This window comes from Facivitalis istanbulensis (assembly GCF_040560405.1).
Lineage (GTDB): Bacteria > Pseudomonadota > Alphaproteobacteria > Sphingomonadales > Sphingomonadaceae > Sphingomonas > Sphingomonas istanbulensis.
In genome coordinates this window covers 166,979-182,127 of record NZ_JAVSCQ010000004.1, presented here as the reverse complement: position 1 = coordinate 182,127, position 15,149 = coordinate 166,979, and the positions used below count along the sequence as shown (strand labels likewise).

General features: G+C 65.8%; 14 protein-coding genes and 1 tRNA gene. 2 read left to right on the top strand and 13 right to left on the bottom strand.

The window, feature by feature from the left end; genetic code table 11:
- Positions 1–92 precede the first annotated feature (92 nt).
- The 4 genes from RN629_RS04740 to lon all read right to left on the bottom strand — a co-directional run bounded on the left by RN629_RS04740 (position 93) and on the right by lon (position 5,268).
- Positions 93–1,691, bottom strand: coding sequence for a hypothetical protein (locus RN629_RS04740; RefSeq protein WP_407034120.1), 1,599 nt, complete (start codon positions 1,689–1,691; stop codon positions 93–95).
- Between the two features lie 538 nt (positions 1,692–2,229).
- Positions 2,230–2,304, bottom strand: a tRNA-Val gene (locus tag RN629_RS04735).
- Between the two features lie 61 nt (positions 2,305–2,365).
- Complete coding sequence (locus tag RN629_RS04730) at positions 2,366–2,638, bottom strand: HU family DNA-binding protein (protein WP_407034119.1); 273 nt, start codon at positions 2,636–2,638, stop codon at positions 2,366–2,368.
- A 203-nt stretch (positions 2,639–2,841) separates the two neighbouring features.
- Positions 2,842–5,268: an endopeptidase La gene (gene lon, locus RN629_RS04725; protein WP_407034118.1), complete on the bottom strand. Its 2,427-nt coding sequence runs from the start codon at positions 5,266–5,268 to the stop codon at positions 2,842–2,844.
- 136 nt (positions 5,269–5,404) lie between these two features.
- Here lon and RN629_RS04720 point away from each other — a divergent pair, with 136 nt between their 5' ends.
- The gene (locus tag RN629_RS04720; RefSeq protein ID WP_407034117.1) at positions 5,405–7,156 is read left to right on the top strand and encodes a M1 family metallopeptidase; all 1,752 of its coding nucleotides are present in this window, start codon (positions 5,405–5,407) and stop codon (positions 7,154–7,156) included.
- Positions 7,157–7,210: 54 nt separating this feature from the next.
- On the opposite strand, the gene RN629_RS04715 is transcribed toward RN629_RS04720, so the two are convergent.
- Together RN629_RS04715 and RN629_RS04710 are read right to left on the bottom strand one after the other, a co-directional pair.
- A complete protein-coding gene (locus tag RN629_RS04715; RefSeq protein ID WP_407034116.1) occupies positions 7,211–8,338 on the bottom strand; it encodes a calcium:proton antiporter in 1,128 nt (375 codons plus the stop codon).
- Between the two features lie 188 nt (positions 8,339–8,526).
- Entirely contained in the window at positions 8,527–9,633 is a 1,107-nt protein-coding gene (locus RN629_RS04710) for a fatty acid desaturase family protein (RefSeq protein WP_407034115.1), read from the bottom strand.
- 136 nt (positions 9,634–9,769) lie between these two features.
- Here RN629_RS04710 and RN629_RS04705 point away from each other — a divergent pair, with 136 nt between their 5' ends.
- Positions 9,770–10,921 (top strand): N-acetyltransferase, encoded by a 1,152-nt coding sequence (locus RN629_RS04705; protein WP_407034114.1) that lies wholly within the window; start codon positions 9,770–9,772, stop codon positions 10,919–10,921.
- Positions 10,922–10,966: 45 nt separating this feature from the next.
- Here RN629_RS04705 and RN629_RS04700 read toward each other — a convergent pair whose 3' ends face one another.
- The 7 genes from RN629_RS04700 to RN629_RS04670 form a co-directional block, all read right to left on the bottom strand.
- Positions 10,967–11,221, bottom strand: coding sequence for a hypothetical protein (locus RN629_RS04700; RefSeq protein ID WP_407034113.1), 255 nt, complete (start codon positions 11,219–11,221; stop codon positions 10,967–10,969).
- Positions 11,222–11,242: 21 nt separating this feature from the next.
- On the bottom strand, positions 11,243–11,479 hold the full coding sequence (locus tag RN629_RS04695; protein WP_407034112.1) for a hypothetical protein: 237 nt from the start codon (positions 11,477–11,479) through the stop codon (positions 11,243–11,245).
- Positions 11,480–11,706: 227 nt separating this feature from the next.
- Complete coding sequence (xth, locus tag RN629_RS04690; protein ID WP_407034111.1) at positions 11,707–12,483, bottom strand: exodeoxyribonuclease III; 777 nt, start codon at positions 12,481–12,483, stop codon at positions 11,707–11,709.
- A 16-nt stretch (positions 12,484–12,499) separates the two neighbouring features.
- On the bottom strand, positions 12,500–12,838 hold the full coding sequence (gene erpA / locus RN629_RS04685) for an iron-sulfur cluster insertion protein ErpA (protein WP_407034110.1): 339 nt from the start codon (positions 12,836–12,838) through the stop codon (positions 12,500–12,502).
- A gap of 170 nt (positions 12,839–13,008) precedes the next feature.
- On the bottom strand, positions 13,009–13,683 hold the full coding sequence (locus RN629_RS04680) for a M23 family metallopeptidase (RefSeq protein ID WP_407034109.1): 675 nt from the start codon (positions 13,681–13,683) through the stop codon (positions 13,009–13,011).
- A 168-nt stretch (positions 13,684–13,851) separates the two neighbouring features.
- Positions 13,852–14,697 carry a ferritin-like domain-containing protein gene (locus RN629_RS04675; RefSeq protein WP_407034108.1) on the bottom strand — a complete coding sequence of 282 codons (846 nt, stop codon included), beginning with the start codon at positions 14,695–14,697 and terminating at the stop codon, positions 13,852–13,854.
- Positions 14,694–15,149, bottom strand: coding sequence for a peroxiredoxin (locus tag RN629_RS04670; protein ID WP_407034171.1), 456 nt, complete (start codon positions 15,147–15,149; stop codon positions 14,694–14,696). The genes RN629_RS04675 and RN629_RS04670 overlap by 4 nt, the downstream gene beginning before the upstream one ends.

The following is a 15,149-nucleotide window of genomic DNA, read 5'->3' as shown; positions in this document are numbered from 1 at the left end:
AGATTTCATGAAGGAATGCCGGGGCAGCGACGATTCGCCACCCCGGCATCCGCGAGCGCCCGGAAAAGCCCAAGCGCATGGTCAGCGGGGCCTTAGCGGCCGTAGCAGCTGAAATAGACCGAGGTGAAAACCGGCGGACCCTGGTCCTGCAGACCGGAATTGGCCGCGCGGATCGTGGTGCGGTCCCCACCCGAACCCGCACCTGCGATCAGGTTGATGCAGGCGACGCCGGACTGCGTGGCCTTCACGATACCGTTGATGAAGGTCATGTCCGCACCACCGCGCAGGCGGATTGCGGCGGGCGCACTTGCGGTCTGGAGGAAAGTGAAGTTGGCATAGCGACCAAAGGTGCGCGGCAGCAGATCCTCGGCATTGTTCGAGTCGATCTCGGTCGAGAAGCTGTCCGCCGTCGCGCCGAGCACCCGCTGTGCCGCAATCATGAACTGCATGAAGCCGCGATAGCCATTGTCGATGTCGAAGCCGTCATCGTCGGCGCCGGTGATCGCGATGTACTTCAGGTTCGAGGTACCACCGAAGATCTCGATGCCGTCATCGGCCGAGTTGTGGCTCTGGATGTGATCCAGCACCGTGCCCGAGCCGGTACCGCCCAGCGTCAGGCCCTGAAGCTCGTTGCCGTCCGAAATGGCGATGCCCGAATAGCGGATCTGGACATAGGACATCTGGCCCGACGAGTCCGTCTGGTTCGAACCGCCATAGAAGCGGCCGGTCACGCCCTCGATGGCGAGCTGGCAGGTGGTCGACGAACCGGCGGCATCGTTGGGGCCGGTGCCGGTCGCGCAGACGGCGGTCGGCGCGCGGCCGAGCAGGATGATGCCGCCCCACTGACCCTGGGTTGCATCGGATACGCCGTTGCTGGCCAGGTTCTGCTGCGAGGTGAAGACGATCGGCGCGTCGCGGGTGCCGACGGCCTGGATCTTGGAACCACGGTTGACCAGCAGCAGGTCGTTCGTCGCCTCGGTCGAATCGGCGGCGATGACGACGCCCGGCGCGATGGTCAGCGTGACGCCAGCGCCACCGGTCGAGCCGAGATCGGTGCCGACCTCGGTCTGGCCACGCAGGCGATAGACGACGCCGGCGATCTTCGGCAGCGACATGTCGCTGGTGATGTTCTGCGGCAGGCGGCAGAAGCGCAGCGTCGGCGTCTTCGAACTGTTGGTGCCGTCATCGGTGGTGCCGGTCGGGCAGCTCGACGCAGTGGCCGAGAAATCACCGATCGAGGGGACCGCCGTACAACGTGCGCCCGAACCGCCGAATTCGGCCGAGGTCGAATTGCAGGTCCAGCCCTGGAAGGCGGTATCGGTCGGCCCGTTGAGCGCGCCGACATAGTTGGTCGAGGTGAAGAAGGCATTGAGCGTCGACGGATCGGTCGCGGTGGTCAGCGAGGTGCTGCTAACCGGATAGACGCCATTCAGCCCCGCGCCGGTGCCGTTCACATTGTTGTTCGTGCCCGCGTTGACGATCGCCAGCTGCTCGTCGGACGTGATCGTCACGTCGTTGACCTTGGTCACGGCGGCGAACTGCGCCGCGGTGACGGGCGAGGTGGGCGCCGGGGTCGGCGAAGGGGTCGGCGTCGGCGCCGGCTGCACGATCACCACGCTGCCCGCACCGGGCGAGGCGACGCTGTCCGCGCCCCCGCACGCGCTGAGCGCGGCGCAGGCCGAGCTGGTCATGAGAATGAGGCCTAAGCGCTTGAAGCTCGCCATCGCCGAAAAACTCCCGATCTTATCGTTGCTGTACGGGCGAGGCTTCGCCCGGCGATCGACTCGAGCAATTTCCCCCTGCCGATCCCGGGATCGGGCGATAAGGACGTTAGATGACGTCAAGATGCATGTTAGAAGTCATTTTTATGACAACCGACAGCCCGCTTGTGACAGATGGCGGTCCTCGGCGTGACAGCGTGGGACGCGTGCCAGACGGACGATTCGACGCTGTCGGGCGCATTCATGCCCGTTAGCCAAGGCCGAAATGCCCGCTTCCCTGGCGCCTTCGCACCGTGCGTGATGAAGGTGCATGGCCTGTCTTTTCCGGCCGGGCGGCAATCATGAGCGCCGGCGATGTCCGGGCCGAAACGGGGCGATCGAGTGCGCCCGCCCGGAGCGGGTCATCGGTCGGCACCGCCCGCGCGCCGATCATGACGCCCACGCCAATGCAAAATGGCCGCCCGATCTGCTTCGGCTGGGAAGCGACGGGCGGCCATTGCCATTTGCATGGTGGGCGCGACAGGGATTGAACCTGTGACCCCACCCGTGTGAAGGGTGTGCTCTACCGCTGAGCTACGCGCCCGGTAACCGGGAGACGGGCCTTTAGGCGGCGGATTACCGCCTGTCCAGCCCCAAAACGCGAATTAATTGACCGAGTCCTTCAGGAGCTTGCCCGGCTTGAACTTGGGCTGCGACGACGCCTTGATCGTCATCGGTTCGCCGGTGCGCGGATTACGGCCGGTCGATGCCTTGCGCTTGGAGACGGAGAATGTACCGAAGCCCACCAGACGGACCTCTTCGCCCTTCTTCAACGTGGCGGTAATCGACTCGAACACGGCATCGACCGCCTTGATCGCGTCACCCCGGACAAGACCCGAAGTCTCGGCGACATGGGCGATCAGTTCCTGCTTGTTCATTCCTTAACCCCCTATGGTCCCGTTGAGAAATACAGACGGACTCGGCGACCGTCATCATGGCAAAGAAGCGATAATGCCGTACCTGCGCCGCCTGTCAAACCTTTGTGATCCAATCACAAGATCGCCCTGCTAGGCGATGGTCGAAGACAGATTGATGACAGGCGCCGCCAATCCGTCGATTGACGGCGCCCGAAATCCGACGATCAGTGATGCCGCTCGCCCGGCGCCGCCGGAATGGCGGCAGGCGGCAAGGCGGCCAATTCATCCGCATCGGTCCAGTCGATCGCCTCCAGCGGACCCACCAGCGCCAGCCGCAGGACCTCGTCGACATGGGCGACCGGCACGATCTTCAACCCCTCGCGGATATTGGCGGGGATTTCGGCCAGATCCTTCTCATTCTCCTGCGGAATGAGGACGGTGGTGATCCCACCCCGCAACGCCGCCAGCAGTTTTTCCTTCAGTCCGCCGATCGGCAGCACGCGACCGCGCAACGTGACCTCGCCGGTCATCGCCACCTCCTTGCGCACCGGCACACCGGTCAGGGTCGACACGATCGACGTGACCAGGCCGATACCCGCCGACGGGCCATCCTTGGGCACCGCGCCCTCGGGCAGGTGGATATGGATGTCCTTGCGGTGGAACAGCGACGGCTTGATCCCGAAGCTGGGGCTGCGCGCCTGCACGAAGCTGAAGGCGGCCTGCACCGATTCCTTCATCACATCGCCCAGCTTGCCGGTGGTCTTCACCTGCCCCTTGCCCGGCACCGTCACCGATTCGATGGTCAGCAATTCGCCCCCCACCTCGGTCCAGGCAAGGCCGGTGACGGCGCCGATCTGGTCCTCCTGCTCAGACAGGCCGTGGCGGAACTTCTGGACGCCCGCGAATTCGTGGAGATTGTCCGGCGTAATCGTCACCGAGGACGCCTTGCCCTCCAGGATCTGGCGCAGCGCCTTGCGGGCGAGACGCGCGATCTCGCGCTCCAGCGTGCGGACGCCCGCCTCGCGGGTGTAGCGCTGGATCAGGGCACGCAGCCCTTCCTGCGTCAGCGTGAACTCGCCGTCCTTCAGGCCGTGCGTTTCGACCTGCTTGGCGATCAGGTGGCGCTCGGCGATCTCGACCTTCTCATCCTCGGTATAGCCCTCCAGACGGATGATCTCCATGCGGTCGAGCAAGGGCTGCGGCAGGTTCAGCGTGTTCGCGGTGCACACGAACATCACGTCCGACAGATCAATGTCGATCTCCAGATAGTGATCGTTGAACTTGGCATTCTGTTCGGGGTCGAGCACCTCCAGCAGCGCCGAGGCGGGGTCACCACGGAAATCCTGGCCCAGCTTGTCGATCTCGTCGAGCAGGAACAGTGGGTTGGACGTGCCGGCCTTTTTCAGGTTGGTCACGATCTTGCCCGGCAGCGAGCCGATATAGGTGCGGCGATGGCCCCGGATCTCGGCCTCGTCGCGCACGCCGCCCAGCGACTGGCGGATGAACTCGCGTCCGCACGCCTTGGCGATCGACTGGCCCAGCGAGGTCTTGCCGACGCCCGGCGGCCCGACGAGGCACAGGATCGGCCCCTTCAGCTTGTTGGTGCGCGCCTGCACGCCGAGATATTCGACGATCCGGTCCTTCACCTTTTCCAGCGCATAATGATCCTGGTCCAGGATCGCCTGCGCCGCGGCGATGTCCTTCTTGATCTTCGACTTCTTGCCCCAGGGCAGGCCCAGCAGCACGTCGAGATAGTTGCGCACCACCGTCGCCTCGGCGCTCATCGGTGCCATGCTCTTGAGCTTCTTCAGCTCGGCGGTCGCCTTGGTCCGCGCTTCCTTGGACAGCCGGAGCGTGGCGATCTTCTGGGTCAGCTCGGCGATCTCGTCGCCATCGCCGTCCTCGCCCTCATTGCCCAGCTCGCGCTGGATCGCCTTGAGCTGCTCGTTGAGATAATATTCGCGCTGCGTCTTCTCCATCTGGCGCTTGACGCGGCTCTTGATCTTCTTTTCGACCTGCAGGACGCCGAGTTCGCCCTCCATCAGGGCATAGGCCATCTCCAGCCGCTTGGCCGGATCGGTCTCGACCAGCAGCGCCTGCTTGTCGGCGACCTTGACCGAGATGTTGGCCGCGACCGAATCGGCCAGCCGCGCGGGGTCCTCGATCTCGGCCAGCTGGACCGCGGTTTCGGCGGGCAGCTTGCGGTTGAGCTTGGCGTAATTCTCGAACTGCTCGACCACCGAGCGCATCAGCGCGGCGATCTGCGCCTTCATGTCATGGTCCTGCGCCTCCAGCATGGCGGCGTCGTCCGGCACCGGGGTCTCGTCGATCGTGGCGGTCAGGAAGGGGCCCGATTCGTCCACCTCGACCAGGCGGCCGCGCGTCTTGCCCTCGACCAGCACGCGGACGGTGCCATCGGGCAGCTTGAGCAGTTGCAGGACGGTGGCGGTGACGCCGATCTCATACAGATCCTCGCGCGAGGGGTCGTCTTCGGCGGGATCGAGCTGGGCGACCAGGAAGATCTCCTTGTCCGCCGCCATCGCCGCTTCCAGCGCCGCGACGGATTTGTCACGACCGACGAACAGGGGCACGATCATGTGCGGGAAAACGACGATGTCACGCAGCGGAAGGACGGGAAAGGACTGGTTCATGCAAACTCCGGTCGGCCCCGACCGGGGCCTCATTCCCACTATATATGGGTAGGGTTGCCGATCCATCAATTCCCGCTGCGACCAACCGACCATGGCGCGCTTGCCAAGCCGCGATCGCTGCGCGACACCATGCCGCATGGATCGTATACGGAATGCCGCTGCCGCGCTGCTCGCCTCGTCCCTGCTCTGCGCGGCCGCGCCCGCCCAGACGCCCAGGGCGCTCCCGGCCAAAGGCGAACCGCCGCTGACCGCGCAGACCATGATATCCGGCGGCGTTCGCCCGCCCGAACAACGCGCCATGCGCTTCGACCGCGCCGACCTGTCGTTCGAGGTCCTGCCCGATACCGAGGAACTGAACGGCCTCGCGGTGCTGGACTTCACCGCCCGGGCACCGCTGGCCCGGCTGGTCATCGATCTCGACCGCAATCTGCCGGTCAAGGCGATCGCGATCGACGGCGCGCCACTCAAGCCCGGACTGTGGAGCAATCCGCAGGGGCAGTTGGTCATTGCCCTGCCCCACCCGCTGCGTGCCGGGCAAAAAGTGCGCGCTCAAATTCGCTATGGCGGCACCCCGCATGTCGCGGTGCGGGCGCCATGGGATACCGGCGTCGTCTGGGCGAAGACGCCCGATGGTCGCCCGTGGTTCGCGACGACGACGCAGGGCTATGGCTGCGACCTGTTCTGGCCCTGTCTCGACTATCCGATGGGGGAGCCGGGCGTGGTCACGCTGCACATCACGGTACCCCGGGGGTTGAAGGCCCCGTCCAACGGCGTGCTGCTGGGCGTCGACACGCTGCCCGATGGCCGCACCCGCTGGAACTGGCGGACCCGGCATCCCAACACCTATGCCATCGCGCTCAATGTCGGGCCGTATGAGGTCATCGAGGGGCGCTACAAGAGCCGCTTCGGCAACAGCATCCCGATGGCCTATTGGTATCTGCCCGGCGAGAAGGCGAAGGCCGAGGCGCTGTTCGCCGAATTCGCGCCGACGCTGGACTTCTTCGAATCGACCATCGGCCCCTTCCCCTTCGGCGACGAGAAGCTCGGCGTGGTCGAGACGCCGCACAAGGGCATGGAGCACCAGACGATCAATGCCTATGGCAACGATTATGCCAAGGCGCCCGAGGGCTTCGACTGGCTGTTCCAGCATGAGTTCAGCCATGAATGGTTCGGCAACCAGCTGACCAACGCCGACTGGGACGATTTCTGGCTGCACGAGGGCTATGGCAGCTATATGCAGCCGGCCTATGGCCGCTGGCGCGAGGGTGATGCGCGCTATGCCGTGATGATGGATGCCCAGCGCGGACAGATCGCCAACAAGGCCCCCATCGTCCACGGCCGCAGCATGACCGAGCAGGATGTCTACGAACCGGCCAAGGGCGGACCCGGCCTCGACATCTATATGAAAGGGTCGTGGATGCTCCACACCCTGCGCAACCTGATCGGCGACAAGGCCTTCTGGGACGTGACCCGCCTGGCCGTCTATGGCCGTACCGATCCGCGGCCGGGCAATTTCTCTCCGCGCTATGGCTCGACCCGCGAATATGAGGGCTTTGTCCGGCAGGTGACGGGCAAGGATTATGGCTGGTTCTTCGACGTCTATCTGCGCCAGGCCGCGCTGCCAGAGATCGTGGAGACGCGCACCGGCGACCGGCTGACGCTGACATGGCGGGTCCCGGGCGGCGGCCCCTTCCCCCTGCCCGTCGAGGTAGAGGTCGGCGACCGGATCGAGACATTGCCGATGACCAGCGGGACGGGGACGCTGACCATCCCCGCCGATGCGCATGTCATCGTCGATCCGTGGTCGAAGATCCTGAAACGCTCGATCGCGATCGAACAATATCGGGCATGGAAGGCCGAGCAGGACGCCAGGAAGCAGAAGAACTGATCGCGCCTCCGTCTTCCTTTGCCCGGACCATGGCCCGCCGCATGCGGAACGGGATCAGGGCACCACGGTCACGAACAGATAGGCGGCGAAGATCACCAGATGCACCGCCCCGCCGAGCACGGTGGTCCGCCCTGTGCCCAGCGTCAACGTGATGGTGAAGAGCGACAGGACGAGCAGGATCATCTCCTTCGCCCCGATCCCGAGCGCCAATGGCAGGCCCAGCGTCAGCGAGACGATCGCGACCGCCGGAATGGTCAGGCCGATCGTCGCCAATGCCGATCCCAGCGCCAGGTTGAGGCTGGTCTGGAGCCGGTTGCTCCGCGCCGCGCGATAGGCCGCCAGGCTTTCGGGGGCCAGCACCAGCGCGGCGATCACCACGCCGACAATCGCGAGCGGCAATCCGGCGCCCAGGATCGCCGCCTCGACGATGCCCGACAGCCCCTTGGCGAGCAGCACCACACCGACCAGCGCGACCAGCAGCATCGCCAGCGCGGTCCAGGCGGCCGTGTCGCTGGGCGGCTCGGCATGGCCGTCGCCCGGCATATCCTCCTCCGCCGGCAGGAAATAATTGCGGTGCCGGACCGTCTGCACCATCACGAAGGTGCCATAGAGAATGACGCTGACGATCGCGACGAAGATCAGTTGCGAGGTCGCATAGGTCGGCCCCGGCGCCGACGAGACATAATTGGGCAGGACCAGCGAGAGCACCACCATCGCGGTCAGCACGTTGAGCGACGCGCTCGCCCCGCGCAGCGAAAAACGCTGCTCGCCATGGCGCGCCCCGCCCGCCAGCAGGCAGATGCCGACGATGCCGTTCAGGATGATCATGATCGCCGCGAACACCGTGTCGCGCGCCAGGCTGGAGGCATCCCCTGCATCGGACAGCATCAGGCTGACGATCAGCGAAACCTCGATCACCGTCACCGCCACCGCGAGGACCAGCGTGCCGAACGGCTCGCCCACCCGATGCGCGACCACTTCGGCCTGATGCACCGCGGCCAGGACGCAACCGATCAGGATGACCGCCGCCGCCACCGTTCCGACGGTTCCCATCTTGTAGAGCGACGTGGCGATCGCGAGCAGCCCCAGCAGCGGGAACACGAGCGTCCACCAGGGCAGCACCAGGCGTTGCAGCAATGCCCGCTTTTCTCCGGCGGTGACGATGGCGTCGTTTTCGCTCATCCTGTATCTGGCCTCCCCGTCTGGATCATGGCGCGGCCATCGGCCACACCGTCCCCATGCCAATGCGCCAACCGGCCCATTGGCTCCCTGCGACGGCCAAATTCGTTGCACCTCCGCAATCAGCGGGCGATTTTTGGCGCTGATCGCGCCGCCGGACCGCTGGGGCCCGGCAGTGCCTCACACCGGGATCAGTGCCCGCGGCGGATCGTGCTCAGCCCGATCTTGGCGACCAGGCTCGGCAACCCGGTGTAGCTCGCCTTGTGATAGGGCGAGTCGGGGGTGACCGCCGCGCTGATCCGACGATGCGCTTCACCCAGCGCATGATAGGGCAGCGAGGGCAGCAGATGGTGCAGCGCGTGATAGCGCAGGCCCACCGGCGCCCAAAGCCCCGGCAGCAGCGCGGGCGGCGGGACGTTGACCGAGTCCAGATATTGCGCGGTCACGGTCATCGGCTCGCCCTCATTCTCCCACAGATGCGCGACCAGCGTACGCACCTGGTTGAGCACCGCGATGGCCGAGCCGATCACCAGGCCGATGGCGAAGCCGCGCAAGGGGATCAGCCCCGTCGCCACCATGGCCAGCAACGCGATCGCCCAGATCGAGGCCGCCGCATCGGTCCGGTTGAAGCGGACCAGCGCCTCGCCCTCAGGCATCCGCCGGCGGAACTGCGGATTGATCGCCAGCGCGGAGAAGCGCGCCACCACTTCGCGCCGGAGCGGCGGGATGACCCAGGACAGCGGGGACAGGATCGCAAAGCGGATCAGCAGCCCGATGGGCGCCAGGGCCGACACCAGGATGAAGGCCGGCAGCGTCCATGGCTTCATCAGCGCCAGCGGCAGATATTCGGGATCGTCCGCCGTGCCATAGCGCGTCTTGGCATGGTGCAGATTGTGGACACCTTCATACATGAAGGCCGGGGTCAGCAACGGCACACCGACCAGCGCGTTCCAGCCGGTGCGGAAGCCCGGCAGTGCCGAATGCTTCATATGGCTGACTTCATGGATGAACAGCAGCGCGCGGTAGAGCGCCAGCACCGAAACGATGCCCGCCGCCGCGATCACCCCCGGCGAGGCAGCCGTCACCGCGACGGCCAGCGCGCCGTAGCCGAGGATCGCGCTGCCCACCATGTCCGCCCAGTACAGGGCCGGGCGCGGGGCGATCAGGTCGCGGGTCAACTCGGCGGCGGCGCGCAGCATCGCCTTGTCGTCCAGGATCGGCGCGCGCGTGGCCTGGTCCCCCGCCGGGGTGGCCGAACCCGCCGTCGCGTGGCGATCGAAAGAAAGCGTCGTTTCCATGGGCATATCCTTTGCCCCTACATAGTGGCGATACGGTGGCATTCCCACGACCCGGATTGACGATATCCTCACTCGCTATGATCGACCGGGGCGGTTAGACACGGGAAAAACCACTTTCTTCCGGACCCGATCCATCATGGCCCTTTCCATTCGCCCGATCCACACGAAGAGCGACCGCAAGACCTTTGTCGATTTCCCCTTCCGCCATTATGCAAATGACCCGCATTGGGTGCCGCCCCTGAAGGGCGAGGCGCTGGGCCTTCTCACCCCCGAGAAAAATGGCTGGTACAGCCATGCCAAGGTGCAGCTGTTCCTCGCCGAGGAGAATGGCCGCGTCGTCGGGCGGATTTCCGCGCATCTCGACACGCTGGCGCTGGAGATGGACCCGAGCAAGGGCTTCGGCCCCGGCACCGGCTTCTGGGGGCTCATGGATGCCGAGCGGCAGGACGTCTTCACCGCCCTGCTCGCCGCCGCCGAGGGCTGGCTGCGCGAACAGGGCATGACCCGCGCGATCGGCCCCGTGTCGCAATCGGTGTGGGAGGAGCCCGGCCTGCTGGTCCAGGGATTCGACCAGGATCCGACCATCATGATGGGCCATGCGCGCCCGGAATATCAGGGGTGGATCGAAGCCGCCGGCTATACGACGATCAAGCAGCTCTTCACCTACGAGCTGGACATCACGAAGGAATTCCCGCCGATCGTCCAGCGGATCATCAAGTCGGGCGAAAAGAACGAGCGGATTCGCGTACGCGAGGTGAACAAGGCCAGGTTCGCGGAAGAGGCCGCGATCATCCTGAACATCCTGAACGATGCGTGGTCGGACAATTGGGGCTTCATTCCGCTCACCCCGCCCGAAATCCGCGATGTCGGCGTCAAGCTGAAGCCGATCGTGTTCAACGACCTGATCCGCATCGCCGAGCTGGACGGCAAGCCCGTCGCCTTCATGATTACGCTCCCCAACCTGAACGAGGCGATCAAGCCGCTGAAGGGCAGCCTGCTCCCCTTTGGCTGGGCCAAGTTGCTGCTGTGGCTGCGCGCGCCCAAGGTGCGGACGATGCGCGTCCCGTTGATGGGCGTGGTCAAGGAACTTCAGTCATCGCGAATGGCCAGCCAGCTGGCTTTCATGATGATCGAATATATCCGCCGCGCCTCGGTCGAGCATTATGGCGCGTCGCGCGGCGAGATCGGCTGGATCCTCGATGACAATCAGGGGATGCGCTCGATCGCCGAGACGATCAACAGCCATGTGAACAAGACCTATAACGTCTACGCCCGCGATCTGGGCTAACCCGAGAAGGCGGGGCCGCTGGCTGGCGCGCGGCCCCATCCCACCTTATTGGCCGCGTCGCATGGAATCGAGCGGGTCGATGCCATGCTCCATCCACTGGGCACGGCTGCGGCAGACCTTGCCGCGGCGAGTCTGATCGTCCCGGACGCCACGAAAGCAGTAGCGGAGCGGCCTGGCGGTCGCGCTGGCCTCGGGCACGGGCGTCACGTTGATTTCGACCAGTATCGGCCTGGCGACCCGAGTGTCGGATGTGGCGGCGGGCGTGGTGGCCTGCGCGGCGAGCAGGGCGAGGATCATCATGGCTGGTCTCCCGCGCAACGATCAGCGCATGTCCGCGAGGAAGTCGGGCAATTCCCCTTCGCGCTGCACCCATTCCTCGGCCGTGCGGCACAGCTTGCGGGAAATGCGCGAGCCCGTCGGCGTGTATTTTACGCAGTATCGGATCGGCTTGCCCTCAACCATGGCAACATCCTGGGCCGGACGGGCCGGGCCGGGAACCGCGCTATCGGCCGGAACAGCGACCGACAGGACCGAAGCGATCAACAGCGAAACAAGCATGGCAGAAACTCCCCTTGGCGCCGGATCAACTCCGGCACGTGAGTTACTGCATTATGCATGCCATACACCTAAGTAGCTGTTTTCACGACAATGAGACGGGAGACCCGTCCGCGAAACACGCCATATGCTCGGATAATCCGCCAATGGTCGGCGGGCTATCCGGCAGCCGCCTCAATCCTGTCGAGATGGAGAACGGAGGATCGTGCCGATCGTCCCGCCCGCCGTGCTCAGGCGTCGCGCAGCCGAACCCAGCTCGGCGCATGGTCGCTGGCCTTTTCCCGGCCGCGATAGCTTTTGTCGACACCGGCATCGACCAGCCGGTCCGCCGCCTGCGGGCTGAGCAACAGATGGTCGATGCGGAACCCCGCATCCCGCTGCCACGATCCCGCCTGATAATCCCAGAAAGTCCACACGCCCCCCCTGGGCGCGCGCGTCCGGATCGAGTCGGTCCACCCCTGCGCCAGCAATCGGCGATACGCGGCGCGGCTTTCGGGCTGCATCAGCGCGTCGCTGGCCATTGCGGGCACCGAGAAGGTGTCGTCGTCATTCGGGATGACATTATAGTCGCCCGCCAGAACCGCCGGCACTTCCTCGGCCAGCAACGCCCGCGCCCGCTCGGCCAGCCGCGCCATCCAGCGCAGCTTATAGTCGAATTTCGGGCCCGGACACGGATTGCCATTGGGCAGGTAGAGCGAGGCGACGACCAGTCCGTTCACGTCGCACTCCAGATAGCGGCTGTGCGCGTCCTCGGGCTCCCCCGCCAGACCGCGCTGCCGCTCGACCGGCTGCGCCCCGCGCGCCAGCACGGCGACCCCGTTCCAGCTCTTCTGCCCATGCCAGAGCGCGCCATAACCGGCGGCTTCGATATCGCTGATGGGAAAGCTCTCGTCGCCGGCCTTCAATTCCTGAAGACAGACGATGTCGGCCTCCGCCTCCGCCAGATATTCGAGCAGGCGCGGCAGACGGGCCTTGATCCCGTTGACGTTATAGGTGGTGATCTTCACGTGGGGATATCGGCCGTCAGATGGAGAAGCTGGTGCCGCAGCCGCAACCCGACGCGGCATTGGGATTGGTCACGCGGAACGCCGCGCCGCCCAGCGATTCGACATAATCAACCTCCGCCCCGCGCACGAGGTCCAGGCTGATGCTGTCAACGACCAGCCGCACGCCGTCGGTCTCGGTCACGACATCGTCCGAGTCCGGGGCATCGGCCAGCCCAAAGCGATATTGAAAGCCCGAACAGCCGCCGCCTTCGACCGAAAGGCGCAGGATGGCGGGCTTGTTCTGTCGCTCGGCAATCGTCGCGACGCGGGCCGCGGCGGCCGGGGTCAGCGCGATGTCGGAAATTGCTGTGGCCATGATGCCCAGATAGGCATGGGGCGCGACGGCGGCAATCCCGCTCGCCCGATCACGCCAAAATCCTTGCCTGTCGCCGGATTGGCCGTCGATCGCGGAAAGAAGGCGTGAACCCCTGGCCCTGCGCCACGACACTGTTCCCTGCCCCCCGGTTCAAGGGAAGGCCGCGCGCATCAATCCTGCGCGGCGGGACCGTCGGTGGAAACGGGGATCTGGTGGATGCTATGATCCTGCGACGCCATCAGATAGTCGCCGGTGGTCAGGAACGGCACCGGGTTCACCGCATGGCCGTCCATGCGGACTTCGTAATGAAGGTGAGAGCCGGTCGAGCGCCCGGTCGAACCCATTTCGCCGATCAACTGGCCCCGAGTCACGCGCGCGCCATCGGCCACCAGGATTTTGGACAGGTGGCCATAACGGGTCGCAATGCCCTTGCCATGGTTGATCTCGATCAGATTGCCATAGCCGCCCTGCCAACCGGCATGGCTGACGATGCCGTCCGCCGTGGCATAGATGGGCGTACCGATCCGGCCCGGAATATCGACCCCCGCATGCATCGCGGCGGTGCCGCGAAACGGGTCGGAGCGGATGCCGAAATTGCTGGTGAAGCGCAGATTCTCGACCGGCTGGACCGAGGGGATGGCGATCGCGCCCTTCTGCACCGAATCCATCTTCTTCCAGCTTTGGAAGAGCGTGCGGAATTGCTGGTCGGTGCGAAGGTCGGCCGAGGCTTCGGCGCTGTTCGCCGGAATGAACTCACCGCCGGTCGCGGCGGGTGCGTGATGATGGCCGCTGGGCTCGGCGGCAAAGGCCCCCTGCCCCGCGACGATCGCGGCCGCCGCCAGCATGGCACCGCCACGGCGGCGAAGACGAAGAGCGGATCGGGTGCGAGACACAATCGACTGAGCGAAAACAGGATGCTGCGTCATCGAACCCCGATACCTTGAGGCCGAGCGCCCCCATGGTCGGGTTTGCCGGCTTTCGTCCATCCAATGCTGTTTCGCAGCCCCACCGCGTTACAGACGGTCAGCTTGTGCCTGTTCCGGTTCCCCCTCCGCAAGGGGCGCGTAGAAGTCACGCGTCAAACCGGCAGAAGCGCGCGCCGAGTCGTTGAACGGCGGCTTAACGACACCCCGAAAATGGCGTCGGACCAGCATTCGCCAATGTGGCGCGGGCTCGATGTCGCCGCCCGCCGCGAGATATCCGAACCATTTCGCGCCAAAACCGACATGGCGGATCTCGTCGGTATAGATGCGGTGGAGGATCCGCGCCGACCGCTCATCGCCGCCGAGGCGGAAACGTGCGACCGTTTCCGGTGTGACGTCCAGCCCGCGCGCCTCCAGCACCATCGGCACGACCGCGAGCCGCGCCATCGCATCGTGCGCGGTTTCCTCCGCCGCTTCCCACAACCCGGCATGGGCGGGCAACGCGCCATAGCCCGATCCCAGCGCGCGCAATCGCCGGTCCAGCACCGCGAAATGCATCGCCTCGTCCGCGCCGACCGAAATCCAGTCGTCGACGAACGCGCGGGGGAATTGCGCCCCGAACCGCCCGGCCATGTCGAAGGCGAGATCGATCGCCGCGAATTCGATATGCGCCAGCGCGTGGAGCAGCGCGATCCGCCCCTTTTCGGACCCTCCGCGCCCCCGCTTGGGCATGCGGTTGGGCGGCAGCAGCGCAGGCCGTTCGGGCCGCCCCGGCGCATCGGGCATCTCGGTCTGAAAAGCGTGGGACAGCGCACCTCGCCGCCACGCACGTGCCACCGCGCGCGCCAGCCGCACCTTGGCGAGCGGATCGCCTTCGCGCAGCACCGCCGCGCAGGCCGCGGCAATGTCATCCCTTCTGTCCAGCGCCCCCGTCAAAGCGCGCGCGCCGCCTCCAGCACCGCGGCGGCATGACCGGGCACCTTCACCTTGCGCCAGCTTCGGGCCAGCCGCCCGTCGCGATCGAACAGGAAGGTCGCCCGCTCGATCCCCATATAGGTCTTGCCATAGAGCTTCTTCTCGCCCCACACGCCGAACGCGTCGCACGCCGCGCCGTCCTCATCGCTGGCCAGTTCGACCGTCAGGTCATGTTTGGCCGCGAATGCCCGATGCCTGGCGGGACTGTCCTTGGACAGTCCGATGACCCGCACGCCCGCGTCGCGAAACGCCTCGCCCAGCGCGGTGAAATCCTGCGCTTCGCGGGTGCAGCCCGAGGTATCGTCCCTGGGGTAGAAATAGATGACCAGCGGACCGCCCAGATCGCCCAGCGCCAGGCGCGCGCCGTCCGGCGTCGTGACCGTCACCGCCGGGATGCCATCGCCCTGCTCCAT